Annotated in this window: 25 protein-coding genes; 5 read left to right on the top strand and 20 right to left on the bottom strand. The window is 67.4% G+C overall.

The window, feature by feature from the left end:
• Positions 1–7: 7 nt before the first annotated feature.
• The 4 genes from WKW80_RS03340 to WKW80_RS03355 form a co-directional block, all read right to left on the bottom strand.
• Positions 8–1,195: a lipid-transfer protein gene (locus WKW80_RS03340; protein WP_340362091.1), complete on the bottom strand. Its 1,188-nt coding sequence runs from the start codon at positions 1,193–1,195 to the stop codon at positions 8–10.
• A gap of 130 nt (positions 1,196–1,325) precedes the next feature.
• On the bottom strand, positions 1,326–2,465 hold the full coding sequence (locus WKW80_RS03345) for an acyl-CoA dehydrogenase family protein (protein WP_340362092.1): 1,140 nt from the start codon (positions 2,463–2,465) through the stop codon (positions 1,326–1,328).
• 87 nt (positions 2,466–2,552) lie between these two features.
• On the bottom strand, positions 2,553–3,377 hold the full coding sequence (locus WKW80_RS03350; RefSeq protein ID WP_340362093.1) for an enoyl-CoA hydratase/isomerase family protein: 825 nt from the start codon (positions 3,375–3,377) through the stop codon (positions 2,553–2,555).
• A 54-nt stretch (positions 3,378–3,431) separates the two neighbouring features.
• Positions 3,432–6,269 (bottom strand): helix-turn-helix transcriptional regulator, encoded by a 2,838-nt coding sequence (locus tag WKW80_RS03355; RefSeq protein ID WP_340362094.1) that lies wholly within the window; start codon positions 6,267–6,269, stop codon positions 3,432–3,434.
• Positions 6,270–6,429: 160 nt separating this feature from the next.
• Here WKW80_RS03355 and WKW80_RS03360 point away from each other — a divergent pair, with 160 nt between their 5' ends.
• Positions 6,430–7,611 carry a CaiB/BaiF CoA transferase family protein gene (locus tag WKW80_RS03360; protein WP_340362095.1) on the top strand — a complete coding sequence of 394 codons (1,182 nt, stop codon included), beginning with the start codon at positions 6,430–6,432 and terminating at the stop codon, positions 7,609–7,611.
• A gap of 33 nt (positions 7,612–7,644) precedes the next feature.
• Positions 7,645–9,180 (top strand): M20/M25/M40 family metallo-hydrolase, encoded by a 1,536-nt coding sequence (locus tag WKW80_RS03365; RefSeq protein ID WP_340362096.1) that lies wholly within the window; start codon positions 7,645–7,647, stop codon positions 9,178–9,180.
• A gap of 7 nt (positions 9,181–9,187) precedes the next feature.
• Here WKW80_RS03365 and WKW80_RS03370 read toward each other — a convergent pair whose 3' ends face one another.
• The 16 genes from WKW80_RS03370 to WKW80_RS03445 form a co-directional block, all read right to left on the bottom strand.
• Positions 9,188–9,919 carry an SOS response-associated peptidase gene (locus WKW80_RS03370; RefSeq protein WP_340362097.1) on the bottom strand — a complete coding sequence of 244 codons (732 nt, stop codon included), beginning with the start codon at positions 9,917–9,919 and terminating at the stop codon, positions 9,188–9,190.
• A 13-nt stretch (positions 9,920–9,932) separates the two neighbouring features.
• Positions 9,933–10,922, bottom strand: coding sequence for a dihydroxyacetone kinase subunit DhaK (gene dhaK, locus WKW80_RS03375; protein ID WP_340362098.1), 990 nt, complete (start codon positions 10,920–10,922; stop codon positions 9,933–9,935).
• A 12-nt stretch (positions 10,923–10,934) separates the two neighbouring features.
• On the bottom strand, positions 10,935–11,555 hold the full coding sequence (dhaL, locus tag WKW80_RS03380; protein WP_340362099.1) for a dihydroxyacetone kinase subunit DhaL: 621 nt from the start codon (positions 11,553–11,555) through the stop codon (positions 10,935–10,937).
• A 22-nt stretch (positions 11,556–11,577) separates the two neighbouring features.
• Positions 11,578–12,606, bottom strand: a complete 1,029-nt coding sequence (locus WKW80_RS03385) for an ABC transporter ATP-binding protein (RefSeq protein ID WP_340362100.1) — start codon at positions 12,604–12,606, stop codon at positions 11,578–11,580.
• Entirely contained in the window at positions 12,599–13,720 is a 1,122-nt protein-coding gene (locus WKW80_RS03390) for an ABC transporter ATP-binding protein (protein ID WP_340362101.1), read from the bottom strand. The genes WKW80_RS03385 and WKW80_RS03390 overlap by 8 nt, the downstream gene beginning before the upstream one ends.
• 81 nt (positions 13,721–13,801) lie before the next feature.
• The gene (locus tag WKW80_RS03395) at positions 13,802–14,008 is read right to left on the bottom strand and encodes a hypothetical protein (protein WP_340362102.1); all 207 of its coding nucleotides are present in this window, start codon (positions 14,006–14,008) and stop codon (positions 13,802–13,804) included.
• An 11-nt stretch (positions 14,009–14,019) separates the two neighbouring features.
• Positions 14,020–14,976, bottom strand: coding sequence for a carbohydrate ABC transporter permease (locus WKW80_RS03400; RefSeq protein ID WP_340362103.1), 957 nt, complete (start codon positions 14,974–14,976; stop codon positions 14,020–14,022).
• Positions 14,977–15,036: 60 nt separating this feature from the next.
• On the bottom strand, positions 15,037–15,993 hold the full coding sequence (locus WKW80_RS03405) for a carbohydrate ABC transporter permease (RefSeq protein ID WP_340362206.1): 957 nt from the start codon (positions 15,991–15,993) through the stop codon (positions 15,037–15,039).
• Between the two features lie 36 nt (positions 15,994–16,029).
• Complete coding sequence (locus WKW80_RS03410; protein WP_422822842.1) at positions 16,030–17,370, bottom strand: ABC transporter substrate-binding protein; 1,341 nt, start codon at positions 17,368–17,370, stop codon at positions 16,030–16,032.
• A gap of 54 nt (positions 17,371–17,424) precedes the next feature.
• On the bottom strand, positions 17,425–18,459 hold the full coding sequence (locus WKW80_RS03415) for a LacI family DNA-binding transcriptional regulator (protein WP_340362104.1): 1,035 nt from the start codon (positions 18,457–18,459) through the stop codon (positions 17,425–17,427).
• Positions 18,460–18,720: 261 nt separating this feature from the next.
• Entirely contained in the window at positions 18,721–19,779 is a 1,059-nt protein-coding gene (locus WKW80_RS03420) for a phosphatidate phosphatase App1 family protein (RefSeq protein WP_340362105.1), read from the bottom strand.
• A gap of 20 nt (positions 19,780–19,799) precedes the next feature.
• Positions 19,800–20,831, bottom strand: a complete 1,032-nt coding sequence (locus WKW80_RS03425) for an NAD(P)H-dependent flavin oxidoreductase (protein ID WP_340362106.1) — start codon at positions 20,829–20,831, stop codon at positions 19,800–19,802.
• On the bottom strand, positions 20,828–21,325 hold the full coding sequence (locus WKW80_RS03430; protein WP_422822843.1) for a dihydrofolate reductase: 498 nt from the start codon (positions 21,323–21,325) through the stop codon (positions 20,828–20,830). The genes WKW80_RS03425 and WKW80_RS03430 overlap by 4 nt, the downstream gene beginning before the upstream one ends.
• 16 nt (positions 21,326–21,341) lie before the next feature.
• The gene (locus WKW80_RS03435) at positions 21,342–22,172 is read right to left on the bottom strand and encodes a thymidylate synthase (protein ID WP_340362107.1); all 831 of its coding nucleotides are present in this window, start codon (positions 22,170–22,172) and stop codon (positions 21,342–21,344) included.
• Complete coding sequence (locus WKW80_RS03440) at positions 22,169–23,689, bottom strand: FAD-binding oxidoreductase (protein ID WP_340362108.1); 1,521 nt, start codon at positions 23,687–23,689, stop codon at positions 22,169–22,171. Before WKW80_RS03440 ends, WKW80_RS03435 begins: the two co-directional genes overlap by 4 nt.
• On the bottom strand, positions 23,686–24,105 hold the full coding sequence (locus WKW80_RS03445; protein WP_340362109.1) for a DUF2069 domain-containing protein: 420 nt from the start codon (positions 24,103–24,105) through the stop codon (positions 23,686–23,688). Before WKW80_RS03445 ends, WKW80_RS03440 begins: the two co-directional genes overlap by 4 nt.
• A gap of 45 nt (positions 24,106–24,150) precedes the next feature.
• Here WKW80_RS03445 and WKW80_RS03450 point away from each other — a divergent pair, with 45 nt between their 5' ends.
• Genes WKW80_RS03450 through WKW80_RS03460 form a run of 3 tightly spaced genes read left to right on the top strand, consistent with a single transcriptional unit; the run spans position 24,151 to position 26,413 of the window.
• Positions 24,151–25,347 (top strand): YihY family inner membrane protein, encoded by a 1,197-nt coding sequence (locus WKW80_RS03450; RefSeq protein WP_340362110.1) that lies wholly within the window; start codon positions 24,151–24,153, stop codon positions 25,345–25,347.
• Positions 25,348–25,374: 27 nt separating this feature from the next.
• Positions 25,375–25,743, top strand: coding sequence for a thioredoxin family protein (locus WKW80_RS03455; RefSeq protein WP_340362111.1), 369 nt, complete (start codon positions 25,375–25,377; stop codon positions 25,741–25,743).
• Positions 25,744–25,747: 4 nt separating this feature from the next.
• Positions 25,748–26,413, top strand: coding sequence for a Rossmann-fold NAD(P)-binding domain-containing protein (locus tag WKW80_RS03460; protein ID WP_340362112.1), 666 nt, complete (start codon positions 25,748–25,750; stop codon positions 26,411–26,413).
• Positions 26,414–26,544: the final 131 nt, after the last annotated feature.

Below are 26,544 nucleotides of genomic sequence, written 5' to 3' on the forward strand. Positions count from 1 at the left end.
CGCGCGCTCAGGCGGCCTTCTGGTACATCGTGACGACGCAGGCGCCGCCCAGGCCCAGGTTGTGGGCGAGCGCGACCTTGGCGTTCTCGACCTGGCGTTCGCCGGCCGTGCCGCGCATCTGGTGCGTCAGCTCGTAGCACTGCGCGAGGCCGGTGGCGCCCAGCGGATGGCCCTTCGAAAGCAGGCCGCCGGACGGGTTGGTGACCCAGCGGCCGCCATAGGTGTTGTCGCCGTCCTGGATGAGCTTTTCCGCACCGCCTTCTTCGCACAGGCCCAGGCCTTCGTAGGTCAGCAGCTCGTTCTGCGCGAAGCAGTCGTGCAGCTCGATGACGTCGACATCCTGCGGCCCGATGCCGGTCTGCTCGTAGACGGCATTCGCAGCCGCGCGGGTCATGTCGAAGCCGACGACGCGGATCATGTCGCGCGAGTCGTAGGTGCTGGGCGTATCCGTGGTCAGCGCCTGGCCGGCGATGAACACGTCGGTGCGCAGGCCGTGCTTGCGGGCGAAGGCTTCCGAGACCACGATCGCCGCCGCGGCGCCGCAGGTCGGCGGGCAGGCCATCAGGCGGGTGAGCACGCCTTCCCACAGCATCGGCGCTTCCATCACGTCGCGGGTCGAGACGACGCTGCGGAACACCGCGAGGGGATTGCGCGCGGCGTGGCGGCTGGCCTTGGCGCGGATGCTGGCAAAGGTCTCGAGCCTGGTGCCGTACTTCTGCATGTGCGCGAGGCCCGCGCCGGCGAACTGGCGGATCGCCTTGGGCATCTCGGGCTGGCCGACGAGTTCGTCGACGATCAGGTTGGCGCGCTCCAGCGCCGGTGCGCGGTCGGTCCATGCGGACTTCAGCGCGCCGGGGTTCATCTGCTCGAAGCCGACGGCCAGCGCGACGTCGACCGCGCCGCTCTGCACGGCCTGGCGCGCCAGGAAGAGGGCGGACGAGCCGGTGGCGCAGTTGTTGTTGACGTTGACCACCGGGATGCCGGTCATGCCCACGCGGTACAGCGCCTTCTGGCCGCAGGTGGAGTCGCCGTACACGTAGCCGGCATAGGCCTGCTGCACCTGGTCGTAGCGGATGCCCGCGTCGTCCAGCGCCTGCTGCACCGCCTCGGCGCCCATCTCGTCGTAGCTGCCGCTGGTGCCGGGCTTCTTGAACTGGATCATGCCGACGCCGGCAACGAAAACCTTGTTTGTCATATTCACTCGCTCCTGTTGATTCGGGTCTCTGTTCGTGGAACACCGCGGAACCGGCTTTGCCGGGCCGCTGGTGTTGCCCCCGGCGAGGGGGGTGGCGTAGCGCACGAAGTGCGCGCAGCCTGGGGGTGTGTCAAAGTTTCCGCGCGATGAGCTCGCGCATCACTTCGCTGGTGCCGCCGTAGATGCGCGTGACCCGCATGTCGACGAAGTCGCGCGCAATCGGGTACTCGAGCATGTAGCCGTAGCCGCCGTGCAGCTGCACCATCTCGTCGAGGGCCTTGCCCAGCGTCTCGGTCGCGAACAGCTTGGCGATGGCCGCCTCCTCGAGCGTGAGGCGGCGGCGGATGTGCTCGGCCAGGTAGTGGTCGATCATGGTGCGCACGGCCACGGCCTGGGCCTTGATGTCGGCCAGCTTGAACTTGGTGTTCTGGAAGTCCCACACGGTCTGGTCGAAGGCCTTGCGTTCCTTCACGTAGTCGATCGTGGTCTGCAGCGCGCGCTCCAGCCGCGCAGCGGCCGAGACGGCGATGGTGAAGCGCTCCTGCGGCAGCTCGCCCATCAGGTAGGCGAAGCCCTTGCCTTCCTCGCCCAGGCGGTTGGCCACCGGCACGCGCACGTCGTCGAAGAAGAGCTCGGCGGTGTCCTGCGCGTACTGGCCGACCTTCTCGAGCTTGCGCCCGCGCCGGAACCCGTCGCGCGATGCCTCGACCGCGATCAGGCTGATGCCCTTGGCGCCGGCGGTGGGGTCGGTCTTGCAGACCACGATGATCAGGTCGGCGGTCAGGCCGTTGCTGATGAAGGTCTTGCTGCCGTTGATGACGTATTCGTCGCCGTCCCGCACGGCGGTGGTCTTCACCGCCTTCAGGTCGCTGCCGGTCCCGGGCTCGGTCATCGCGATGGCCAGGATGATCTCGCCGGAGGCCGCGCCCGGCAGCCACTTGCGCTTCTGTTCCTCGGTGCCGGCGCGCAGGATGTAGGGCGCGATGATGTCGGAGTGCATGCCGAAGGCCAGCCCGCTGACGCCCGAGCGTGCCACCTCCTCGCCGAACACGGCCGCATGGCCGAAATCACCGCCGCCGCCACCAAATTCCTCCGGCAGCGAGGCGCACAGCAGGCCTTCGCGGCCAGCCTTCAACCAGGTCTCGCGATCGACCTGGCCGGCCTGGTCCCATGCCTGCTGCCGGGGCAGGCATTCGCGCTCCAGGAATCGGCGCACCGTCTCGCGGTACATCTCATGGTCGTCTCGGAAGACGTTGCGGGTCACGTTCACGGTATGTCTCCTGCAGGGGTTCTTGTCTCTGGGCTCAAAGGTATTCCGGGGGCGGCGGCGCGCCACTACCCCGGATGGGTGGCGGGTTCACCCCTGAGCGCGGTCCCAGTCGAAGGCGGCGGGTTCGCCGCGCAGGAAGCCGGCCACGGCCGCGTCGTAGTAGGGCGTGGTCGAGGCCACGGCCTGCGCGTTGCACTCGAGCTCGGCCAGCGTGGCGTAGGGCGTCTCGAAGCTCTTGTTCATCAGGGTCTTGGTCAGTCCCATGGCCTCGCGCGAACCGGCGATGAAGCGGCGTGCAAGGCGCAGCGCATCGGCCTGCAGGGTGTCCGGCTCGTGCAGCGTGTGGACGAAGCCGAGCTGCCTGCCCTCCGCGGCGCTCACGCGGCGCGCGGTCAGCGCCAGTTCCTTGGCCATCGGCAGGCCGACGGCGCGCGGCAGGAAGTGGAAGGCGCCGAGGTCGGGCACCAGCCCGATCCTTGCGAAGGACATGCAGAAGGAGGCGCGTGTCGATGCAAGGATGAAGTCGGCCGCCAGCGCGATCGAGAAGCCGGCGCCGACGGCGGGCCCGTCCACCGCGGCGATGACCGGCATCTCCAGCGAGCGCAGCCGTTCGATCCAGCCGTGCCCGGCCTGGACCCGGCGGCGCATGGCGTCGGCCGAGCGGAACTCGGGGTCGGCGCTGGCCTGCCGCGCCTTCAGGTCGCCGCCGGCACAGAAGCTGCCGCCGGAGCCGGTGAGGACCAGCGCGCGCACCCGGCGGTCGGCCTCGACGTGGCCGAGCATGTCGCGGTAGTCGGCGCGCAGTTCCATCGACAGGGCATTGCGCGCCTCGGGACGCTGGTGCGTGAACACGGCGATGCCGTCTTCGATCGAGAGCTGCGACTCGCGCAGCGGGATGCTTTCGCTCGGCATGGGATCCTCGTTCCGTTGGGTGGCCGATGATCCGGCGCCCCACGGGCAGAGGCCCTACCCGGAGTGGGTGGCGCCGCCGGTGCCCCCGACGTCCCAGCCGAAGTCGCGCACGCGCGCCACGGCTTCGTCGCGGCCCGACACGCGCAGCTTGCCGTAGATGCGGCTGAGGTACCACTTCACCGTCTCGGGCGACAGGCCGAGGGCGCGCGCGATCTTCTTGTTGGGCATGGACTGGGCCAGCAGGCGCAGCACGTCGATCTCGCGCTCGCTGAATGCTTCGAGGGTGGCGGGCATTGCGCCGCGTTTGCCCGCGGCCGTCCTGGGGCCGGTGCTGCCGGTGTTGCCAGTCGTCGTGTCGGGCTGCGCGCGCGTGGCCTGGAGATGCTCGACGTAGAAGGCCAGCACCGGGCCGAGCTGCTCGGTCTTCGCCAGCTCGTCAATCAACTCGTGCGCGATCGGGTCCGCGTCGACCAGGCTGCGCAGCAGGCCGAGCCGGTGGCCCCGGCGCAAGGCCTCCAGCAGCTTCTGCCGTGCCGATTCGTAGCGCCCGAGGCGCGCCTCGATCACTGCGCTCTTGACCAGCAGGTGCGCCACGATGCGTTCGCGGCCGCGGGTTTCGCATTGCGCGACGATGTCCGCGAGCTGCGCGGCCGCGGCGTCCAGGTCGCCGTGCGCCACGGCCATGCGAATGCGCGCGCGCTGCGCCAGTTCGCTGATCTCGCGGGGCGCGCTCGATGTGGACGCCGCATGGCGTGCCTCGATGGCAACGAGCCGCGCAAGCGCCGCTTCGGCGGCCGCCGTCTCGCCCAGCAGCAGGCGGTAGTGGACCTGTTCGGCCAGGCTGTGCGCGAGCAGGCGGTCGACCTTGTGCTTGACGGCATAGTCCTCCAGCCGCTCGAGATGGGCGAAGGCTTCCTGCCGGTTGCCGTCCTGCCAGTTGGCGGAGGCCAGCAGCCTGAATGCGCGCAGCACCGCATCGGGGATGGCGATCCGCTCGATCACCTCGAGCCGGTTCTCGAGCAGGGCGCGCGCCTGCCGGGTGTCGTTGAGTTCGTACAGCACGTCGGCAAGCAGGCCGACCGTCAGGTGGTAGGCGTCGACGCAGGCCTTGCCGCCTTGCTCGGCCTCGACGAGGACCGCGCGGTAGATCCGCTCGGCCTGGGTCATGCGGCCTTCGAGCGCGTAGCTCATGCCGACCAGGCTACGGCCCTGGAGACTGCCTGCGGCCGTGCCGAGCAGGGGCATGCCGTCGACCACCAGGGGCGCACCCTCGCTCTGCACGCTGCGCGCCTTCTCGTACTCGCCCCGTTGCGAATAGAGCCACGAAAGAATGTTGTTGCGTCCGCCGACGGCAAGCGGGTCGGCATCCGGCGGCGCGACCTGCAACTGCGGCAGCATCGCCAGTGCCGCGTCGATGTCGTCGCGCTGGACGGCCAGCGCGGCCTGCAAGGTCGCAACGTAGAAGCGCAGGGCCGCGTCGCTTTCGGGAACGTCCCGTGCAAGCCCGTCCAAGGTGTGCTGGCAAGCGTCCAGGTCGCGCTGGAACATCTGCGAGCGCGACGTCCACAGGCGCATCCTGAAGCTTCGAAGGACCTCCTGCGGCGGTAGCTGGCGCAGCAATGCGATGAGCTCGTTGCGTTCGCCGCGCACGACCAGCGATGGCGCGCACTGATCGATCAGCACGACCGCCTGCGCCGACTCGCCCGCCTGCACGGCGTGGCGCACCGCGTCTTCCAGCAAGCCCCTGGCGCGGAACCAGGCGAAGGCGCGTGCATGCACCACCTGCCGCGTGGCTGCGTCGAGGGTGGCAAAGCGCTCCCTCAGCGTCTCGCGCAGCAGCGGATGCAGGCGATACCAGGTCTCGGGCGACCGGCTTTCGACAGGGACGACGAAGAGATCGTCGTCTTCGAGCCGAGCGAGCAGGGTGGCCGCCTGCCCGATGGCATCGGGCGCGTCCAGCAGCGCGACGCAAAGCGATGCGCAGAAGCGGGTGCAGGGCGCCACGCGCACCAGTAGATCGAGTTCGTCGGGCGCAAGGCGCGAAAGAACTTCCTGCTCGAAGTACTGCAGGAAGGCCTGTGCGTCGCGCACCGGCACGCGTGCGAACGGCTCGCCCGGCGCCGAGCGGCCCGCCTCGAGTTGCTTCTTCTTCCAGTCGACCGTGAAGAGCCTTAGGCCGGCGACCCAGCCGTCGCTGAGTTCGTGCAGCGTCCTGACGGTGCGCGCATCGACGTCGCCGAGTTGCGCCTTCAGGAACTCGCCGGTTTCCGCGAGGGTGAAGCGCAGGTCGCGCAGGTCGAGTTCCAGCACCTGCGACTGGCTGCGCAGGCGGTCGAGCGAAAGGCGGACCGTGCCGCGCGAGACCAGCACCAGGTGCAGGTTGGGCGGCGCATAGTCGAGCAGCCATTGCAGCGCCTCGTGGATCGCCGGGTGCCCGAGGTGATGCAGGTCGTCGAACACCAGGGCCAGGTCGCGTGGATGCGATGCGATGCCACGCACCAGCGAGATGGCCAGCCGCTCGACGGCATCGGGATCGGCATCGACGCTGGTGCCGGCCAGTTGCGCCGCTTCGCGCACCAGCGCCGGATCGACCTGCGCCACGCTGGCCAGGAGGCCGTCGAGGAAGCGCGCGGGCTCGTTGTCCGCGGCGGCGAGCGCGAACCACGCGACATCGGAGTCCAGCGGAACCAGTGCCTGGCGCCAGGCCGCGACCAGCGTGGACTTGCCCGAGCCCGCCGGGCCGGTGACGACGATGCAGCGCAGCTGCCGCGCCGCCATCATCCGGCCCAGCAGGCGATCGCGCGCGATGATGCCGGCGGCCTGGCGCGGCGCATCTGGCACGGGCGCGGCCGGTGCGGCCGGTGTGCTGGAGCGGGAGGGTCTTGTGGGCATGGAAGTCATCGCGCGCCGGCAAGCATCCGCGCAGCGGGGCATTGTGCAGCAGCAGGCGTTGCTTCGGCGCCGCCGGACGGCCCTACCCGAACGGGGTGGGTGTGGGACCGGCTCGATCGGTTCCACTTGCCCGATCGAATCGAAACAACTGGAGCGTTCCATGGGTGTGTTGTCCGGCATTCGCGTACTGGAGTTCGAGGCAATCGGCCCCGGACCCTTCGGCACCATGCTGCTCGCCGACATGGGCGCCGACGTGATCCGCATCGACCGGCCCGTCGCGCATTCGGACCTTGGCCCCAAGTCGACCGGACCGCGCATCGACATCACCGGGCGGGGCCGCCGCTCGGTCACGCTCGACCTCAAGCAGTCGGAGGCGGTTGCCACCGCGCTCGAACTCATCGGGCGTGCCGACGTGGTGGTCGAGGGCTTCCGGCCCGGCACGATGGAGCGCCTGGGCCTGGGCCCCGAAGCGGCGCTGGCGCGCAACCCGCGCCTGGTCTACGGGCGCATGACCGGCTGGGGCCAGACCGGCCCGCTGGCGGAGCGCGCGGGCCACGACCTGAACTACATCGCGCTGTCGGGCGTGCTCTCGGGCATCGGGCCGGCGGGGGGCAAGCCCACCGTGCCGCTCAACCTGGTGGGCGACTACGGCGGCGGCGGGATGCTGCTGGCGATGGGCGTGCTCGCGGCGCTGCTGAACGTGCAGCGCGGCGGCGCGGGCCAGGTGGTCGACGCAGCCATGATCGAAGGCGCGGCCCAGCTCGGTGCGGTGTTCTGGGGAATGATCGCCTCGGGCAACTGGAAAGAAGAACGCGGCAGCAACTGGCTCGACGGCGGCGCGCCCTGGTACGACAGCTACCGCACCAGCGACGGCCACTACATGACCGTCGGCGCGGTCGAGGGGCGCTTTTATGCCGAGCTGATCGACAAGCTCGGCCTGGCCGGCGCAGGCCTGCCGTCGCAGCATGACCGCAAGGGCTGGCCGCGGATGCGCGAAGTCTTCGAGAAGACCTTCGCCGGCCGCACGCGTGCGCAGTGGTGCGAGATATTCGACGGCAGCGATGCCTGCGTGGCGCCCGTGCTCGGCTTTTCCGAAGCGGCCCTCCATGCGCAGCACCGCGCGCGAGGCAGCTTCGTGGACGTGGGCGGCGTCATCCAGCCCGGCCCCGCGCCGCGCTTTTCGGCAACGCCTTCGGCGCTGCCCCAGCGTGCCCCGGAGCGTGGCGAACATGGCGCCGCGGCCCTGCGCGACTGGGGTTTCGACACCGACGCGATCGCCCGCCTGCAGCAGCAGGGCCTGGGCCTGAAGTCGGAAGGCGCCGAGCCGGCGGACGGGACCTGAATTGGCGTTATCTTCGTGGCCATGACCTCCACCATGCGCCGCTTCCCCCTCATTGCCACGCTCGTCGCCAGCCTTGGCGTCGCCGGCCCGCACGCCGCCGAACTCGCGCCCGCAAAGGCCGAGCAGTACGCGCAGGCCACCTTTCGCGACTATTTCGAATTGCTTTCGCTGCCCAACGACGCCATCGCGCCGGCCGACATCCGCAAGAACGTCGACTGGCTCGAGGCCGCTTTCCGGAAGCGCGGCTTCACGACGCAGCAAATGCCCAACGAGGGCAAGCCGATGCTGTTCGCCGAACTGCCCGGCAGCGACCCGAAGCGCAAGACCGTGCTTTTCTACATGCATCTCGACGGCCAGCCGGTCATCCCCGAGCAGTGGGCGCAGAAGAGCCCGTGGGTGCCCGTGCTCAAGCGCCAGACTGCGAAGGGCGATTGGGAAGAGATCGATCCGGCGCCCCTCTTCAGCGGCCCGGTCGACCCGGAGTGGCGCGTGTTCGGGCGTTCGTCGGCCGATGACAAGGCACCGATCATGATGTTCCTGGCCGCCATCGATGCGTTGAAGGCCAGCGGCGACAAGCTCGGCGTCAATGTCAAGGTGGTGCTCGACAGCGAGGAAGAAAAAGGCTCGCCGACCATCGGCAAGGTCATGCTCGCGCACCGCGACCTGCTGCGCAGCGATGCCATCGTGATCCACGACGGTCCGATGCATGCGACCAACCGGCCCACGCTGATCTTCGGCAATCGCGGCGCGGCCATGGCGCGGCTCACCGTCTACGGCGCCAAGGTGTCGCTGCACAGCGGCCACTACGGCAACTACTCGCCGAACCCGGCGCAGCGCCTGGCCACGCTGCTGGCCTCGATGAAGGACGACGAGGGCCGCGTGACGGTCAAGGGCTACTACGACCACGTGAAGCTCGGCGACGCGGAGCGCAAGATCATGGCCGCCGTGCCCGACGACGAGGGCGCATTGAAGAAGCGGCTCGGCATCGCGAAGACGGATGCGGTCGGCGCCAACTACCAGGAGGCGATGCAATATCCGTCACTCAACGTCCGCGGCATGCAGTCGGCGACGGTCGGCGACAAGGCCGCGAACATCGTGCCCGATACAGCGGTGGCCGAACTCGACGTGCGCACCACGCCGGATTCCACGGCGGCCTACCTGGGCAAGCTGGTCGAGGCGCACATCCAGAAGCAGGGCTATCACCTGGTGAAGGGAAAGCCCACCGACGAGGACCGTGCCCGCCATGACAAGCTGGCCAGCTTCGACATGCAGACCGAGGGCGGCGACGCGGCCGGTACGCCGATGGATTCGGCCGTCGGGCAATGGGCCTATGCGTCGATGGTCGACGCCTTCGGCGCGAAGCCAGAGCCGGTGCGCGTCCGCATGATGGGCGGCACCGTGCCGACGGCAGAGATCGTCGAGGCGTTGAAGGTCCCGTTTGCGATCGTCCCGCTGGTCAATGCCGACAACAACCAGCACGCCAGCAACGAGAACATGCGCATGGGCAACTACATCGATGGCGTGCGCACCATCTACAGCCTGGTGACGCACCCTCTCGCGGGGCAGTGAGGCATTCTCACCAGAGGCCGGGCTGCTGCGGCGGTTCCGGTCGCTGCGGCGGCTTCGGCTTTCTTGGCGGCTGCGCGGGCACTGTGGACGGCGCACCGACGAACAGTTCCGCGGGCGCGAGGCGCAGCAACTCCGTCGCCTCTTTCACGGTGCCGGCCAGCCACTGGTCGACGTCGCCACGCTCGATCGGGATCACGCTGCGCTTGTCCTGCTGGTCAGGGCCAAGCTTGGGGTCCGGCTTGTGCATGCGGTTCATCAGCGGATGCGCGTCGGCGTTGATGGTGAGCATCGTGTAGCTCTCGTGCACTTCGCCAGTCAGCTTGTCGGTCCAGGTGTTCCAGAGGCCGGCCAGCCCCCACGGCGCGCCGTCCGCGCGGAGGAAGGTCCACCAGACGTTCCTGCCGGTTTCCCAGTTCGGCTCGTCGAAGGTCGCCGCCGGGATGATGCAGCGCTGTCCGCGCGCCCACGGCTCCTTGTAGCTGGCCTTGCCCGACAGCTCTTCGGAGCGCGCGTTGCTGGTCGGGAACTTGAGCTTCGGCTGCGCCGCGAACCAGGGGATGAGGCCCCACTGGCCAACGATCAACTCGCGTGCGTAGTCGACCTCGTCGCGCGCGCGACGAATGAACGGGCCAGGCATTCGCGGAAAAATCTCGGCCGGCCAGGGCGGCTGGTTGCGGGCGCCGATGAGCCACTCGCGCTCGATGGCGGCCCAGTCGGGTGGGGTGTAGCGGGTGCACATGTGCGCTCGATAATCACATCCCCCAGCGCAAGGCGGGCGTATGCACCGGTGCATCCCACAGCGCCAGCGTGGCCGCGTCGACGGCACTCACCGTGACCGAGCAACCCGCCATCTCCAGCGAGGTGACGTAGGGCCCGGTCAGGAAGCGCGCCACCTTCAGCTTGTGCCCGTCCAGGATCTTGCGCACCGAATTGACCATCAAGTAAAGCTCCATCAGCGGCGTTCCACCGAAGCCGTTCACCAGCAGGATCACTTCCTGCCCCGCCTTGAGCGACAGGTCCTTGAGGATCGCACCGGTCAGCTCCGCCGCGATGTCGTCGGCAGATGCCAGCTTGACGCGGCGCCGACCCGGCTCGCCGTGGATGCCGACACCCATTTCCATTTCGTCCGGTCCGATCTGGAAGGTCGGCTTGCCCGCCGCCGGCACGGTGCAGGAGGTGAGCGCGACGCCCATCGAGGCCGTCGACTTGTTGACCGAATCGCCCAGCGTCTTCAACTCGGCCAGCGAGTCGCCGCGCTCGGCCGCGGCGCCGACGATCTTCTCGACGATGAGCGTACCGGCCACACCGCGCCGGCCGGTGGTGTAGGTGGAGTTCTCGACGGCCACGTCGTCGTTCACGATGACGGTCTCGTTGTCGCAGTCGACCATCTCCGCGGCCATCTGGAAGTTCATCATGTCGCCGGAGTAGTTCTTGACGATGAACAGCACGCCGGCACCGGTGTTCACCGCGTGGGCCGCGGCCAGCATCTGGTCGGGCGTGGGCGAGGTGAACACCTGGCCGGGGCAGGCCGCATCGAGCATGCCGTGGCCGATGAAGCCGGCGTGCAGGGGCTCATGGCCGGAGCCTCCGCCGGAGATCAGCGCGACCTTGCCGGGCTTTGGCGTCTTGCGGCGCACGAACAGGCCGCCGTCGCCGAGCGTCACGATGTCGGCGTGCGCGGCCGTGAAGCCGTCGAGGGATTCGGTCAGGATGTTGTCGACATCGTTGATGAGCTTCTTCATTGGCAGTGGCTTTCAGGCGGAAAGGGAAGACGTTTGCGCAGCGGACGGCAGGCTGTCACAGATCGCGCCGATGATCAATGCCATCGAACGCGAACCCGGGTCCACATGGCCCAGCGCACGGTCGCCGAGGAACGATGCACGGCCCTTGATGGCGTCCATCTCGGCCGTGGCGTTGGCGCTGGCGAAGGCGCAATCGCGCACGCGTGCGGCCAGGTTGTCGCCGCCTGCGGCCAACACCTTCTGAACCGGGTCGAGCACGTCGAGCAATGTCTTCTGGCCGACCTCCGCCTTGCCCAGCCGGGTCAGCGCCTTGATGCCCGCGTCGACGGCGCTGGCTAGCGCGGCGGCGGTCGGCGGCTCGGGCAGTTCCTTGCCGAGCGTGATCATCAGCGTGCCGAACACCGGGCCGGACGAACCGCCGATCGTCGACATGCAGGTCATGCCCATGGTGCGCAGCGCTTCGTTGAGCGTCTGGTCGGCCATGCCATCGAGCTTGGCCTGGATGGCGAGCGCGCCGCGGCGCATGTTGAGGCCGTGGTCGCCGTCGCCGATGGCCTGGTCGAGCGCGGTGAGTTCGTCGACGTGGTCGATCAATGTCTGCGTCGCGTTCCGGATGAGGTCTGTGTGTGCCATGTCGTTCTTCCCTGGTTGTGATTCATGCGGTGATGCGCTGTCCCTCGGCGTCGAACCAGAGCGCTCTCATCAACTCGACACGCACCGCATCGTCGGGCTCGAAGCTTTCGCTGCCGGGCGCGGAAACGATCAGTTCCTGGTCGCTGTCATCGAGTCCGACGTGGACCAGGTGCTGGTCGCTCAGCCGCTCGACGCGCTTGACGCGCGCCTCGCGGTGGGCGGTGCCGGCCGTGTCGCGATGGATGCGCAAATGTTCCGCGCGCACGCCGACCGTCACGGCCTGCTGCGGCCCGGCCACCCCAGGCACCAGTGCGCGCGGAAAGAGGTTGATGCGCGGCGAGCCGAGCCGCGCCGCGACGTGGCTGCTGCTCGGGTCTTCGTAGATCTGCTGCGGCGTGCCGACCTGCACCAGCCTGCCCGCGTCGAGCACGCCGATGCGCGTGGCCATCGTCATCGCCTCGATCTGGTCGTGCGTCACGTAGAGCATCGTGGCGCCCAGGTCCTGCTGGATGCGCTTGAGTTCGAGGCGCAGGTCGTTGCGCAGCTTGGCGTCTAGCGAGGAGAGCGGCTCGTCCATCAGGTAGAGCGACGGGTTGCGCACCAGCGCGCGGCCGATGGCAACGCGCTGCATCTGGCCACCCGACAGCTTGGTCGCGGGGTTCTTCAGCTTGTCGTGAATGCGCAGCATGTGTGCGACCTCCTCGACCTTGCGGCGCACTTCCGCCTCGGGCGTGGGGCGCAGCGGCGAGCGCAGGGGGAAGGCGAGGTTGTCGAAGACGCTCAGGTGCGGATACAGCGAGTACTGCTGGAAGACGAAGGCCACGTCGCGCAGGGCGGGCGCCCTCGCGGTCACGTCGCGGCCGCCGATGAAGACGCTTCCTGCGTCCGGTTTTTCCAGGCCCGCGACGAGGCGCAGCGTGGTCGTCTTGCCTGCGCCGCTCGGGCCGAGGAGCACGAAGAACTCGCCACTCGGAATGTCGAGTTGCAAGCCGTTCACGGCCTGCACCGCGCCGAAGCGCTTGCCGACATTCGACAGTCGAAGCTCAGCCATGGCGTGCCCCATTTCGCATCACGTGCGGGTGGTCGTCGCGGGCCGTGCGCAGCGCGCGGCCCGAGGCCGCATCGAACAGCGAGACCGCCCCGGCATCGAAGGCCAGCCCGACGTGGTCGCCGCGCCGGGCCGGGTTCGCCACGTCGACCTTGGCCCGGACGGTGGCGCCCTGCGCGGTCGCGAGCGTCACGACGGTGCTGGTGCCGAGGTACTCGGTGCCGAGCACTTCGGCGCGCAGCATCGAGTCGTCGCGGAACCGAACATGCTCGGGCCGCACGCCGCACAGCAGCGCACGCGCGGAAACGTCTTCGCGGGCGGCCGGCACGTGGACTTTCGCGGGACCGATGGTGATGGCCGAGTCGCCGCTGGCCATCGCGGCCTCGAAGGGCAGGAAGTTCATCGAGGGCGCACCGATGAAGTCGGCCACGAAGACGCTCGCGGGCCGCTCATACACCTCCAGCGGCGCGCCGAGTTGCTCGATCACACCCTCGTTCATGATCGCGATGACATCGGCCATCGCCATCGCTTCCATCTGGTCGTGCGTGACGTAGACGGTGGTCGCATGCAGCCGGTCGTGCAGCGCACGCAGCTCCTGGCACATGACTTCGCGGAACTCGGCATCGAGCGCGCCCAGCGGCTCGTCCATCAGAAAGGCCAGCGGTTGCCGCACGATCGCGCGGCCGAGCGCCACGCGCTGCCTGTCGCCGCTGGACAGTTGCGACACCGGCTTGTCCAGCAGATGGGTAATGCGCAGGATGCGCGCCGCCTGCTCGACCTGGCGGCCGACTTCCTCACGCGGCATGCCCTGCGAGACCAGCGAAAAGGCAATGTTGCGGCGCACGTTCATGTGCGGGTAGAGCGCGAACATCTGGAACACGAAGGCGATGTCGCGGGCCGATGCCCGCTTGAAGCTCACGTCCTCGTCGCCGAGAAAGATCTGCCCCGAAGTCGGCAGTTCCAGCCCCGCGATCATGCGCAGCGTCGTCGTCTTGCCGCAGCCCGAGGGGCCGAGCAGGCAGAAGAACTCGCCGTTGTGCACGGTGAAGGTCGAGTCCTTCACCGCGGTGAATTCGGCGAAGGCCTTGTGCAGGTGGTGGACGCGGATCTCGGCCATGTCAGCCCTCCCGCCGGGCCGCCCCAAGGGCGGGCTGCGCCCCCTTGGGGGGCAGGAGCGAAGCGAAATTGGGGGTCATGGTCATTCGGGGAATTTGGAGACGACCATGAACAGCACCGTGCCGAACAGCGTCGTGACGAACGACCACGTGTACAGCGCCATCGCCACCGGCTGCAGCATCATCACCAGCCCGGCCGTGATGACGATGCACGCAACGATTTCCATCGGACCGCGTCGCAGCCAGCGCGGCCAGCGGCGTTGCCCGGTCGGGAGTGTCGAAGGCGTCATGCGGGCCCTCCTTACTTGCGCACCGCGCCGAACGTGATCCCGCGCAGCAAATGCTTGCGCAGCAGGATCGTGAACACCAGGATCGGGATCAGGAACAGCGTCGTTCCCGCGGCCACGGCCGGCCAGTCCTGTCCGCCTTCGCCGATGATGATCGGGATGAACGGCGGCGCCGTCTGCGCCGTGCCCGAGGTCAGCAGCACGGCAAAGGCGTATTCGTTCCACGCGAAGATCAGGCAGAAGATCGACGTCGCAACGATCCCTGTCGTCGCCTGCGGCAGCACCACCTTGCGGAAAGCCTGCAGCCGCGTGTAGCCATCGACCATCGCCGCTTCCTCGTATTCGCGCGGGATCTCGTCGATGAAGCCCTTGAGCAGCCACACGGCGAGCGATACGTTCACCGCGCTGTACAGCAGGATCATTCCCAGGCGCGTATCCGACAGCCCCAGTTCGCGGTACATCAGGTAGATCGGAATCGCCACCGCGATCGGCGGCATCATCCGCGTCGAGAGGATGAAGAACAGCAGGTCGTCCTTCAGCGGCACCTTGAAGCGCGAGAACGCATAGGCGGCCATCACCCCGAATCCCACCGACAGCACGGTCGAGCCGAACGCGATGATCAGCGAGTTGATGAAGCGCGGCACATAGTTCGACGGCCCTGCCACCACCATGTTGTCGGCCCGCGCAACCTTGTCGCAGGTGTCCGTCGCGGGCGGCAGCGCAGCGACGTATTCCGGCGTCTGCCGGGAGCGCGTCGTGAACAGGTTGCAGTAGCCCTGCGGCGACGGCGTGAAGACGATCTTCGGCGGATAGCTGATCGAATCCGGCGGCGTCTTGAAGCCGGTGAGGATGATCCACACCAGCGGGATCATCGTGATCAGTGCATAGAGCACGACCACCGATCCCGCGAACAGGCGTGTGCGCGAACCCGGTTCGACGACGGAGTGCGCCGTGCTGATCCCCTGGCTCATGGCGACCTCGCAAGGCAGGGAGAAGAGGCGTTCGTCCCGACGCCACGCCCGGAATTCAACTCAGCGATTCTTGACATGGTTGAGTGCCTTGACATAAATGTTCGCCAGCCCGAACACCGACACGAAAAGAATGATCGCGAACGCCGACGAGTACCCCGTGCGCCACTTCTCGAAAGCCTCGCGCTTCAGCGTGATCGAAGCCAGCTCCGTCGCCGACCCAGGTCCGCCGGATGTCAGCAGATTCACCATGTCGAACATCTTGAAGTTCTCGATGCCGCGGAACAGCACCGCGAGCATGATGAAGGGCAGCACCATCGGCAGCGTGATCGACCAGAACTGCCGCCACTTCGAGGCCCGGTCGACTTCGGCCGCCTCGTAGATGTAGTCCGGTATGGAGCGCAGTCCCGCGAGGCAGATCAGCATCACGTACGGCGTCCACATCCAGGTGTCCACGATGATGATGGCCCAGGGTGCCAGCTTGACCGAGCCGATCATCTCGAAGGACGACGCCGGCACGCCGCTCAGGTACGACACCGCGTAGTTGAACAAGCCGATCTGCGGCTGGTACAGGAAGGCCCAGAAGTTGCCCACGACCGCGGGCGACAGCATCATCGGAATCAGGATCATCGTGGTCCAGAAACCGTGGCCGCGAAACTTGCGATCGATGAGATAGGCCAGCGCGAACCCGATCGTCATCTGCAGAAAGATCGTCCAGAACAGGAAGTGCGCCGTGGCCTGCATCGCCAGCCAGATATCCGGATCGGTGAGCACCGACACGTAGTTGTCGATGCCCACGTCGATCACGTTCGCGTTGGGCCGGTTGGCCCTGTAGTTGGTGAACGACAGCTTGATCGTCCAGATCAACGGAAAGATGTTGATCGCCAGCAGGAGTGCCATCGTCGGCCCGACGAAGAGCCACGCAATCGCCCGGTCGGAAAGGCCGCGCATCCGCATCGCCACGGCCGGTGGCGTGGCTTCGGCGGCGCGGGCGACGATTCCTTTGGCAGGGCTCGGCATCGGTGGACGAATGGCGCTCACGGTCTTCACGCCTTCTTATTTCGCCTTGCCATCGTCCTTGAACACCTTGGTCCAGTCAACGACCAGTGCGTCGAGCGCTTCCTTCGCGGTGCCCTTGTCGGCCACCACGTAGTCATGCACGCGTTTCTGCATCGCGAGCAGCAGTTGCGCATACGACGGTTCGGCCCAGAAGTCGACCACCATGCCCATCGAGTCGAGGAAGGCCTGCGCAAACGGCGAACTCTTCGGATAGGCCGGGTCGTCCAGCACCGCCTTCGCGGCCGACGAGCCGCCGATGGCCTGCCACTTCTTCTGCACGTCGGGGCTTGCGAACCACTTGATGTATTGCAGCGACTCGTTCTTGTTCGCCGAATAGGAAACGACCGAGATGCCCTGGCCGCCCAACTGCACGCCCTTGGTCTTGTCGGACGGATTGGTGAAGAAGCCGATCTTCTCGCCACCCACGTTCGGATCCTTGTACAAGCCCGGGAAGAAGGCGAACCAGTTCATCATCATCGCGACCTGGCCCGACTTGAAGGCATCGAGCCCTTCGCCCATGTACGCGTTGGTCAGGCCGGGCGGCGTGCTGCCCTTGTAGATCGCCTTGTAGAACTCGAGGCCGCGCACGGCATCCGGCGAGTTCACGAAGCCGTTCATCGAATACGGCTTCTTTGGATCTTCGTACTTGAAGCCCATCGGGTAGAGCACGTTGGTCACGCCCATCGTGATGCCTTCGGAGCCGCGCTCGGTGAAGATGTAGGCGCCGTAGACCTTCTTGCCGTCGATCATCCGGCCCTGGAAGAACTCGGAGACTTCCTTGAACTCGGTCCAGGTCTTCGGCGGTGCCAGGTCGCGCTTGTACTTGCCCTTGAACTCGGCCTGCAGGTCGGGCTTGGCGAACCAGTCCTTGCGATAGGTCCACCCCACGGCGTCGGCCATCGCGGGCAGCGCCCAGTAGTTGGGCGTGTTCTTCGGCCACTCCGCATAGCCCACCACGGTGGCGGGCGCGAAATCGGTCATCTTGATGCCTTCCTTGGCGAAGAAGTCATTCAGCTTGACGTAATGGCCTTGCTCCGCCGAGCCGCCGATCCACTGGCTGTCGCCGATGATCAGGTCGCACAGCTTGCCCTTCGAGTTGAGCTCGTTGAGCATGCGGTCGGCGAAGTTGGTCCATGGCACGAACTCGAACTTCATCTTCACGCCGGACTTCGCGGTGAAGTCTTTCGAGAGTTCGACGAGCGCATTGGCCGGGTCCCACGCCGCCCAACACAAGGTGATCGTCTTGTCCTGCGCCAGGACGTTGGTGCTGGTCAGGCCGAGGACGGTGGCGGCAGCCAGGGCGACGACCCCCGGCAACATCTTCGAGATCGATTTCATGAGCAGTCTCCAAAAAAGCAAGGGGTTTCAAGGACACATACCCGGCTGCCGATTTCAGTGAAGGTTCTCGGCCGTCAGGATCTCGATGCGCGGCTGCACCACGTTGAGCGCGCCGCGGACGTTCTCGCACAAGGCGCGCAACACGCGCGCCGCCGTCAATACGCAGTAATGGATGTCCTGGTGCAGGACGTAGGAGAGCGCGTTCGCGGTCAGCAGCGAACCGTGCTCGTCCGTGAAATCGTGGGCCACCACGCCGACCTGCGGCGCGAGGCCGGCATCCGCCAGTGCGCGGGCCACGCCGGCGCTGCCGGAGCCGACGTTGTAGATCCCGGTGACCCGGGACGGATCGATGTCGTCCCTGAGCGCCTGCAGGAGCGCCTCGCGGGCGCCGTCGTTGTCGGGCGGCAGATCCGCGGTGCGCAGCAGCCTGAGCCGCGGAAAGCGCTCCTCGATGACTTGCGCGAAGCCGATGCGCCGCTCGATCTCCGCGGTGAGCCGCGTGGCCTGCGATGACAGCAGCAGCGTGTCGCGACCGCCTTCGCCGGCCATGCGGCCCAGCAGCAGGCCGGCCGTGCGGCCGGCGGCGCGGTTGTCCGCGCCGATGCAGGTCTCGCGCATCGAGCCGGCCACGTCGGAGAACAGCGTCACGACGTGAACGCCCGCGCGCACCAGTTCGTTGATGGCGCGCTTGATCGGCGGCAGGTCGGGCGCCATCAGCGCGATGCCTTCGCACTCGCCGATCTGCGCCAGCTCCTCGGCAAAGCGCACCGGGTCGGCCGTGTCGATGCGGTAGGTGATTTCGGTGATGTGCGCGTGGCGGAAGTCGCCCGCGGCCTGCGCGATCTGGCGTTCGACCAGGTCGAGAAAGGGTGATTCGTCGGCCGGCAGCACGAAGGCAAAGCGCGAGTTGGCTCCCTTGCGCGGCCGGCCCGGCTGCTGCGGCGCGCCCATTTCCTCCACCACCTGCATGACGCGCTGCACCGTCTCGGCATTGACGCCGGGGCGGCGGTTCAGCACCCGGTCGACCGTGGCCGTCCCCACGCCAGCGGTGCGGGCGATGTCGGCGATGGTCGGCGGGGTGGCGGACACGGTTGATGGGATTTGATTGGTTGGTATCGTATTCACATCAATAAATAAATCAATCAGGGTTTTGGAGCATGGCTCGGCGGCGAGCAGCGTCTGCCCAGCGGTGCAGGAACGAGGGGTTCAGCTTCGCCGGCGGAAAGCGGGCTGCGGCCAGTTGCCCTGATCCGACGACAGCATTGATTCAAGCGATCGCTGTCACCGAGACGATGATCGATGACGGCGAAGCCGGAGGCCCAACAGGGCACCGGACGCGAAGGGTGCCGCTCAGCGCGGCAACTCGGGCCAGGCGCCGTCGGTGAGCACGTGCCAGCGCGCCGGGTCCACATCCTCGAAGGCGCTGGCGTAGCGGGGCGACTCGCGGCCCTCTTGCGTCACGTCGCGGATGACGATGGCGACGACGCGCTCGGGATGCCGCCGCGCAAGTTCGGCATAGGTCTCGGGGTCGGACTCTCCCGAGTCGCCGACGAGCAGGAAGCGGCGCCGGGGGAAGTCTTCCATCAGGCTTTCGATGACGCTGAGCTTGTGCGCGCGCGTGGCGTCCGACGTCAGCAAGGACCGCCAGGTGGTGCTCTCGCGCAGGTGCACGCTGCCCTCCGGAAAGCCGCCGTCGCGCAGGAAATCCGCCAGCGGCGGATAAAGCTGGATCGGGCTGCCCGACACGTAGTGGAAACGCGTGCCGCTATCGGCCGCCATTTCCCGGAATTTCCTCGCCATGCCGGGAACCGGCTCGAACTGACGCGCGAAGGTGTTCAGCAGCATCTCTTGCCGGTTGCGCACATGGGTTTGCTTGATCGTGTCATCGATGTCCGAGACCACCGACAAGCCTTCCGGCGGCACCAGCAAGGCCTGGCCCTGGAAGCGGCGCGAATCGCCGACAGCGGTCCACGCATGGAAGCGTACGAACCGGTCCTTGCTGCGCACCGCCGAGGCGGGCACGGCCACGCGGGCATTGGATCGCCCGTCGTCCTCGGTGCGCGGCAAGGGAAGTGCATTCGTGCTGCCGTCCAGCACGATGCCGATGACCCGTTCGTCGGTCGACTCGGTGTGGAACAGGCCGGTGCGCTCGTGGAAGCGCAGGCGCGCATCCGGCGCCAATTGCGGAAGATCGATGTGCAGGTAACGCGCCAAAGCCGCGTTGAAGCCGCGCATGTGCGATTTCTCATAGAGCCACGCATGCACGTCGAGTTCGACCTGTCCGTCCGGCAGGGCGCGCGCGGTGCCGGGCATGAACAACACCCGGTCCTTGGCCCTCAATGGCGCGGCGTGCAGGGCGGTCGCCGCGAGCACCAGCGCGAGCCACGCCAGCAGAGGCCGCGCCAGCAAAAGCCGCGCCGGCTGCCGCATCACGGCACGAGCGAGCGCAGCAGTTCGGCCGCCGGAACTGCCCGGCAGCCGCTGGCGTTCTGGCCCGACCACAGAGTGGAGAAATCGTCACGGCCGAGCTTTTCGGCGGCGGCCTTCAGCGGCGCCAGCGCGGCCGTTGCGAACGGAAAGGCGGGCGGTGCGTCGCTCAGCGCACCGAGCTCTTTCATGATCCGGTTGTACATGCCGCGTGCCGGCCGGCCAGTGAACACGTTGGTGAGCGTGGTGTGCTCGGCACGCGGGCTTTGCAGCGCGGCCCGGTGCATCGGCGTGATCGACGCCTCGGGGCACAACAAGAACGACGTGCCGATCTGTACGCCGGCCGCGCCCAGCGCCAGCGCGGCCCTTACGCCCTGGCGATCGGCAATGCCGCCCGCCGCGATGACCGGCACCTTTACGCCGCGCACGACCTGCGGCAACAGCGCCATCGTGCCGACCTGAGTGGTGAGGTCGTCGCTGAGAAAGATGCCACGATGCCCGCCGGCTTCGACGCCCTGCGCAATGACGGCATCCACGCCGTGGGCTTCGAGCCAGCGCGCCTCTTCCACCGTCGTGGCCGAGGAAATCACTTTCGCACCCCACGATCGCACGCGCGCGAGCAGGTCCGCGCTCGGCAGGCCGAAATGAAAGCTCACGACCGGCGGCTTGAACTCCTCGATCAGGTCGACCGCGGCTGCCGAGAACGGCGCGCGGCCGGCGCCAGCGGGCACCGTTGCGGGGTCGATGCCGAATTCGGTGTAGTAAGGCGCCAATGCCGCGCGCCATTTCGCCTCGCGCGCCGCGTCGGGTTCGGTCGGCGTGTGGCAGAAGAAGTTGACGTTGTAGGGGCGCGTGGTTTGCGCCGCGATGGCCTTCAACTCCGTGCGAAGCCCTTCGGGCGTGAGCATCGCGCAGGGCAGGGAGCCGAGGCCGCCCGCGTTCGACACGGCAATCGCCATCGCGCCGGTTTGCACGCCCGCCATCGGTGCCTGGATGATCGGCAATTCAATGCCGAACAACTGCTGGATGTTCATGTTGCATCACTCCTTTGCAGGGTCACGAAACTGTAGGGGAGGCCGTTTCTCGACACGCCCGATTCGCGCGCCGTTTCATGCCAGCCTGCACCCAGCACCGGCGCATGGGCATCGCCGTCGAAATCGCGGTCGATTTCGGTCACCACGGCGCGGGTCGCGAACGGGGCCGCCTCGGCATAGATCTGCGCGCCGCCGATGATCCACACCTCCTCGCTTTGCCCGCACAGCGCGAGTGCTTCCTGCAGGCTGGATGCGCGTTGCGCGCCGGGCTCGTTCCAATCAGGCTGGCGTGTGACGACGATGTTGGTGCGCCCCGGCAGCGGCCGGAACCTGGGCGGCACGGAGTCCCAGGACTTGCGTCCCATGATCACCGGTGCGCCCATGGTCGTGCGCTTGAAATGCGCCATGTCTTCCGGCAGGTGCCAGGGAAGGGCACCGTTGACGCCGATCACGCCGTTGGCGGCGCGGGCGTAGATGAGGTTCACGCGCACCATCTTTTCCTGCGCTTTCTCAGACGGCGACCGGCGCCTTGATGACCGCGTGATGCTGGTAGTCCAGCACCTCGAAATCTTCATATTCGTAGTCTAAGATCGACGCGGGCTTGCGCTTGATGTGCAGCGTCGGATATGGGTGCGGCGTGCGGCTCAGTTGCAGCGCGACCTGCTCGGCATGGTTGCTGTAGATGTGGCAGTCGCCGCCGGTCCAGATGAAGTCGCCCACGTCGAGGTCGCACTGCTGCGCCACCATGTGCGTCAGCAGCGCGTAGCTCGCGATGTTGAACGGCACGCCCAGGAAGATGTCGGCGCTGCGCTGGTAGAGCTGGCAGCTCAGTTTGCCGCGCTCGCCCGCGGCCTGCGGCGGCGTCACGTAGAACTGGAAGAAGGCATGGCACGGCATCAGCGCCATCTTCGACAGCTCCGCCACGTTCCAGGCGCTCACGATGATGCGGCGCGAGTCGGGGTTGCTCTTGAGCGTCTTGATCACGTCGCTGATCTGGTCGATGTGGCCGCCGTCCGGCGTGGGCCAGCTGCGCCACTGCACGCCGTACACCGGCCCCAGCTCGCCGTCCTCGCGCGCCCATTCGTCCCAGATCGTGACGCCGCGCTCCTTGAGCCAGTTGTTGTTGCTGGAACCGGTCAGGAACCACAGCAGTTCCTGGATGATGGACTTGAGGTGCACCTTCTTGGTGGTGACCAGCGGAAAGCCCTCGTTCAGGTCGAAGCGCATCTGGTAGCCGAACACGCTCTTGGTGCCGGTGCCGGTGCGGTCGGCCTTGAACACGCCGGTCGTGTCGACGTGGCGCATGAAGTCTTCGTATTGGGAGCGGATGGGGCGGGTCATGAGGAAAAGGTTTCAGCCCGGAGCACACGCCCCGGATTCAGGATGTTCTGCGGGTCGAGCCCGCGCTTGATGGCGCGCATCATGCCGAGCGCGACCGGGGACTTGTGCTTCTCGAGTTTGTCGACCTTCAGGGCGCCGATGCCGTGCTCGGCGGAGAACGAGCCGCCGAACTGTTCCACGGCGTCGTAGACCAGCCCATTGACGCGGGCTTCCTCGTCGCGCAGAAAGGCTTTCGCGTCGCCGTCCGCCGGCGCCTGCACGTTGTAGTGCAGGTTGCCGTCGCCGAGGTGGCCGAAGTTGACAAGCCGCACGCCCGGGATCTCGCTGCGCAGCAGCGCATCGGTCGACGACACGAAGGCCGGGATGCGCGAGACGGCGATCGAGATGTCGTGCTTGATGTTCAGGCCTTCCTCGGCCTGGGCGAGAGGGATGCTCTCGCGGATGTGCCAGAGCTGGTGGGCTTGCGCAAGGTTCTCGGCGACGACCGCATCGGTGACGCAGCCGTCCTCGAAGGCCTTTTCGAGCAGCGCCTCGAAGCGCGTGCGGGCATGGTCTTCCGACTCGCTGTCGGAGTTCTCGAGCAGCACGCACCAGGGTGTGGCCCCCACGCTACCCACTGTGTCTGGTTCACTGCCCCCCGAGGGGGCTGCATCCGGCTCGGGGCGGCCCGGCGCCGATGCGCGCGCCGAAGCATCCCCGGCAAACGGTACGCGAAGCTGCGGGAAATGCTTCACCACGAGGCTCAGCGCGAACTGGCCCATCACTTCGAATCCGGTCAATCCGGCGCCGAGGTACTGGTGCGCCAGGCCCAGCAGCGTCACCGCATGGTTGAGCGAGGGCACCGCGGCCCAGGCCGTCAACTGCGCCGCCGGCATCGGATAGAGCTTCATCGTCGCGGCGGTGATGATGCCCAGCGTGCCCTCGCTGCCGATCATCAGGTCGCGCAGGTCATAGCCGGTGTTGTCCTTGCGAAGGCCGGTCGTGCCTTCCCAGATCTCGCCCTGCGGCGTGACCACTTCGAGGCCCAGGCACAGGTCGCGCGTGTTGCCGTAGCGCACGACCTGCGTGCCGCCGGCATTGGTCGCCAGATTGCCGCCGATGGTGCAGCTGCCTTCGGCCGCGAGGCTCAGCGGGAACAGGTAGCCGGCTTTCTCGGCGGCCTCCTGCAGCGATTGCAGCACGCAGCCGGCCTCGACCGTCACGGTCATGTTGGCGCCGTCGATCTCGCGCACGGCATTCATCCGTTGCAGGCTCAGCACGACCTGCTTGCCGCTCGCATCCGGCGTCGAGCCAACCGCGAGGCCGGTGTTCCCGCCCTGTGGCACCAGCGACGTGCCCGCGGCTGCGCAGGCCTTTACCACATCGGCCACCTGACGCGCGCTACCCGGCCGCACCACGGCCAGGGCCTTGCCGCGATCGCGCTTGCGCCAGTCCTGCTCGTAGGCGGTCAGGTCGCCTTCGGTCAGCACGTTGGGGGCGCCGACGATGGCGCGCAGTCGATCCAGCAAGTCGGTCATGGGGTGGCGGCTTCGTTGAGGTGTTGCGCAGCGGCATTGCGCAGGCGCAGCCGCACATGCCAGGCGCAGGCGGCGAAGAGCACCAGGCACAGCGCCACTTCCAGCAGCGCCAGCGCGCGGCTCAGCGGCAGCACGTCGCTCCAGGCACGCACCACGCCTTCGGTGAAATAGAGCCAGACCATGAGGCTGACCCAGCGATAGGTGTACATGCGGTTCTTCATCAGCCCGGCCAGCGGCACGATCAGCGGCAGCACCTTGAGCGCGAGCCAGGAACCGCCGGGGCGAAGCGGCGCCAGCCGCATCTCCCAGGCGAGCCCGAGCACGATCAGGCCGACCAGGCTGCCCACGGCCAGCCAGCGGGTCAGGGCGACGGAAGAAGAGGAGCGAGAGGAGTGCGGAGGAGGAGAGTTCGTCACGGTGGGCGGGTTTGCTTGCCTACGGCGGCGCAAAAGTCGGATGGCATGATACCGGCCATGAATTTCCGCCAGTGGGTGCAAGACCTTTCGAAGTTTCCATGGCGCAATACGGCCGCTGTCCTGGGAAAGCGATTTCGCGAAGACCGGCTCGGTCTGACGGCCGGCAGCCTGACCTTTACCACCACCATCGCGCTGGTCCCCTTCTTCACCGTGGCGCTGGCGTTGTTCACCGTGTTTCCGATGTTCGCGTACATGCGCGGGCGTCTTCAACGCTGGCTGATCGAGAGCCTGATACCCGAGAACATTGCGCGGCAAGTACTCGACTACCTGAACCAGTTCTCGAGCAAGGCGAGTGGGCTGGGGATCGTGGGCCTGCTGGTGGTGCTGATGACGGCGGTTGCGCTGATGCTGACGATCGACAAGACCTTGAACAGCATCTGGCGCGTGCGCCGGCCTCGGCCGCTGGCCCAGCGCGTGTTGATTTACTGGGCGGCCATCACGCTGGGGCCGGTGGTGCTGTCGGCCAGTCTCTACGTGTTCTCGGCCCGCACCTTTGTCGGCGCGAAGTCGTTGTTCAATCTCGGCTTCGACCTGTTCGAGTTCATGTTGCTGGCGGGCGGGTTGGCGTCGCTCTACCGCTTTGTGCCGAATACGACCGTGAAATGGTCCCATGCCTGGGCTGGCGGATTCTTCGCGGCTATTGCGATTGCCATCGCCAAGCGCTTGCTGGCTTACTACCTGAGCCTGATGCCGACGTATTCGGTGCTGTACGGCGCGTTTGCGATCGTGCCCATCCTGCTGGTGTGGATCTACATCGCCTGGGTCATCGTGCTGCTCGGCGCCGTCATCGCGGCCTACCTGCCGAGCCTGATGGCCGGCGTGCCGCGCCACGGCAACGCGGCCGGATGGCGGTTCCAGTTGGCGCTCGAGGTGCTGCAGAACCTGCACGCCGTCCAGGCAACACCGGGACGCGGGCTCGGCGCCGCCGAGCTGGCGCGGCGCCTGCAGGTCGACGCGCTGCAGCTTGCACCCGTGCTCGAGACGCTGGTCGCGATGGACTGGATCGCACCGCTGGCCGAGCAGTCCGCCAACGAAGACCCGCGCCTGGTGCTGCTGGCCGACCCCGACCGCACGTCGCTGATCCCCTTGATCGGGCGTTTGCTGCTGCCGCCGGTGGAGGCGCTGCAGCCGGTCTGGCAGAAAGCGCCGCTGGCAGACCTGCGCCTGCGCGATGCACTGTAGTCCGACCCGACTCATAATCCGGCTTCCTTGAACGCAGTACTCAACTCCCCCGCCGATGACGCCCTCTGGGTGGTGTGCCTTTGCGCCGAATGGTGCGGCGCCTGCCGCGAATACCGCCCGCTGTTCGAACAGGTGGCCAGGGCGCATCCCGCCATGCGCTTTGCCTGGGTCGATATCGAAGACCACGCCGACCTGGCCGACGACTTCGACGTGGAGACCTTCCCGACCCTGCTGGTCGCAGGCCTCCACGGCACCCATTTCATCGGTCCCATACTGCCGCATCCCGCGACGCTCTCGCGCATGCTCGCGTCGCTCCAGCCGGCCCGGGCGGCCGACGCCGAGGTGAAAAAGTTGCTGGCGGCGCTTCGCCACACGCCTGAACAATTCGAGGTCTGACCCCATGAAAATCCTGCTGTTCGGCGCAAGTGGCATGGTCGGGCAGGGGGTGTTGCGGGAATGCCTGCTCGACCCGGACGTGAAGCGCGTCGTGGCGGTGGGGCGCAGTTCGCTCGGCAAGTCCGATCCCAAGCTCGGCGAACTGATCGTCAGCGACTTCTACGACTACTCGTCGGTCGAATCGAAGCTCAAGGGATTCGACGCCTGCTTCTTCTGCCTCGGCGTGTCGTCGGTCGGCATGAAGGAGGCCGACTACCGCCGAGTGACCTACGACCTGACGCTGGCGGCCGCCACCGTGCTCGCCCGGCTCAACCCGCAGATGACCTTTGTCTACGTGACCGGCGCCAGCACCGACAGCACCGAGCGCGGCCCGCAGATGTGGGCGCGGGTCAAGGGCGCGACCGAGAACGCGTTGCTCAAGCTGCCGTTCAAGGCGGCCTACATGTTCCGGCCGGGCGTGATCCAGCCGCTGCACGGCGTGCGGTCGAAGACGCCGGTGTACCAGGGCTTCTACGTGATGACTTCGCCGCTGCTCGGTTTGCTGGCGAACGTGGCGCCGAGGTGGGTGACGACCTCCGAAAAGGTCGGCCGCGCCATGCTCGCAGTGGCCAAGCGCGGCGCGCCGTCGCCGTTCATCGAGATGGACGACATCAATCGCCTAGGGAAATGAAACACCCCCGAAGCGCCTGCGGCGCCTCCCCCTCGGAGGAGGGCACCCAGCGGCCCGGCAAAGCCGGTTCCGCGGGTGCCCGCGAACAGACTTCGCAGCGCTCGTGCCGGTTTCACGCGCAGAAGACGCTC

Source organism: Variovorax humicola (genome assembly GCF_037889915.1).
In the GTDB taxonomy this organism is placed as follows: domain Bacteria; phylum Pseudomonadota; class Gammaproteobacteria; order Burkholderiales; family Burkholderiaceae_C; genus Variovorax; species Variovorax humicola.

What these genes read in the sequence shown, in the direction of transcription:
- WKW80_RS03340 (WP_340362091.1), bottom strand. Translation starts at nt 1,195, where the DNA reads ATGACAAACAAGGTTTTCGTTGCCGGCGTCGGCATGATCCAGTTCAAG.
- WKW80_RS03350 (WP_340362093.1), bottom strand. Translation starts at nt 3,377, where the DNA reads ATGCCGAGCGAAAGCATCCCGCTGCGCGAGTCGCAGCTCTCGATCGAA.
- WKW80_RS03355 (WP_340362094.1), bottom strand. Translation starts at nt 6,269, where the DNA reads ATGCCCACAAGACCCTCCCGCTCCAGCACACCGGCCGCACCGGCCGCG.
- WKW80_RS03360 (WP_340362095.1), top strand. Translation starts at nt 6,430, where the DNA reads ATGGGTGTGTTGTCCGGCATTCGCGTACTGGAGTTCGAGGCAATCGGC.
- WKW80_RS03365 (WP_340362096.1), top strand. Translation starts at nt 7,645, where the DNA reads ATGCGCCGCTTCCCCCTCATTGCCACGCTCGTCGCCAGCCTTGGCGTC.
- WKW80_RS03370 (WP_340362097.1), bottom strand. Translation starts at nt 9,919, where the DNA reads ATGTGCACCCGCTACACCCCACCCGACTGGGCCGCCATCGAGCGCGAG.
- dhaK (WP_340362098.1), bottom strand. Translation starts at nt 10,922, where the DNA reads ATGAAGAAGCTCATCAACGATGTCGACAACATCCTGACCGAATCCCTC.
- dhaL (WP_340362099.1), bottom strand. Translation starts at nt 11,555, where the DNA reads ATGGCACACACAGACCTCATCCGGAACGCGACGCAGACATTGATCGAC.
- WKW80_RS03385 (WP_340362100.1), bottom strand. Translation starts at nt 12,606, where the DNA reads ATGGCTGAGCTTCGACTGTCGAATGTCGGCAAGCGCTTCGGCGCGGTG.
- WKW80_RS03390 (WP_340362101.1), bottom strand. Translation starts at nt 13,720, where the DNA reads ATGGCCGAGATCCGCGTCCACCACCTGCACAAGGCCTTCGCCGAATTC.
- WKW80_RS03395 (WP_340362102.1), bottom strand. Translation starts at nt 14,008, where the DNA reads ATGACGCCTTCGACACTCCCGACCGGGCAACGCCGCTGGCCGCGCTGG.
- WKW80_RS03400 (WP_340362103.1), bottom strand. Translation starts at nt 14,976, where the DNA reads ATGAGCCAGGGGATCAGCACGGCGCACTCCGTCGTCGAACCGGGTTCG.
- WKW80_RS03405 (WP_340362206.1), bottom strand. Translation starts at nt 15,993, where the DNA reads ATGCCGAGCCCTGCCAAAGGAATCGTCGCCCGCGCCGCCGAAGCCACG.
- WKW80_RS03410 (WP_422822842.1), bottom strand. Translation starts at nt 17,370, where the DNA reads ATGAAATCGATCTCGAAGATGTTGCCGGGGGTCGTCGCCCTGGCTGCC.
- WKW80_RS03425 (WP_340362106.1), bottom strand. Translation starts at nt 20,831, where the DNA reads ATGAACATCCAGCAGTTGTTCGGCATTGAATTGCCGATCATCCAGGCA.
- WKW80_RS03430 (WP_422822843.1), bottom strand. Translation starts at nt 21,325, where the DNA reads ATGGTGCGCGTGAACCTCATCTACGCCCGCGCCGCCAACGGCGTGATC.
- WKW80_RS03435 (WP_340362107.1), bottom strand. Translation starts at nt 22,172, where the DNA reads ATGACCCGCCCCATCCGCTCCCAATACGAAGACTTCATGCGCCACGTC.
- WKW80_RS03440 (WP_340362108.1), bottom strand. Translation starts at nt 23,689, where the DNA reads ATGACCGACTTGCTGGATCGACTGCGCGCCATCGTCGGCGCCCCCAAC.
- WKW80_RS03450 (WP_340362110.1), top strand. Translation starts at nt 24,151, where the DNA reads ATGATACCGGCCATGAATTTCCGCCAGTGGGTGCAAGACCTTTCGAAG.
- WKW80_RS03460 (WP_340362112.1), top strand. Translation starts at nt 25,748, where the DNA reads ATGAAAATCCTGCTGTTCGGCGCAAGTGGCATGGTCGGGCAGGGGGTG.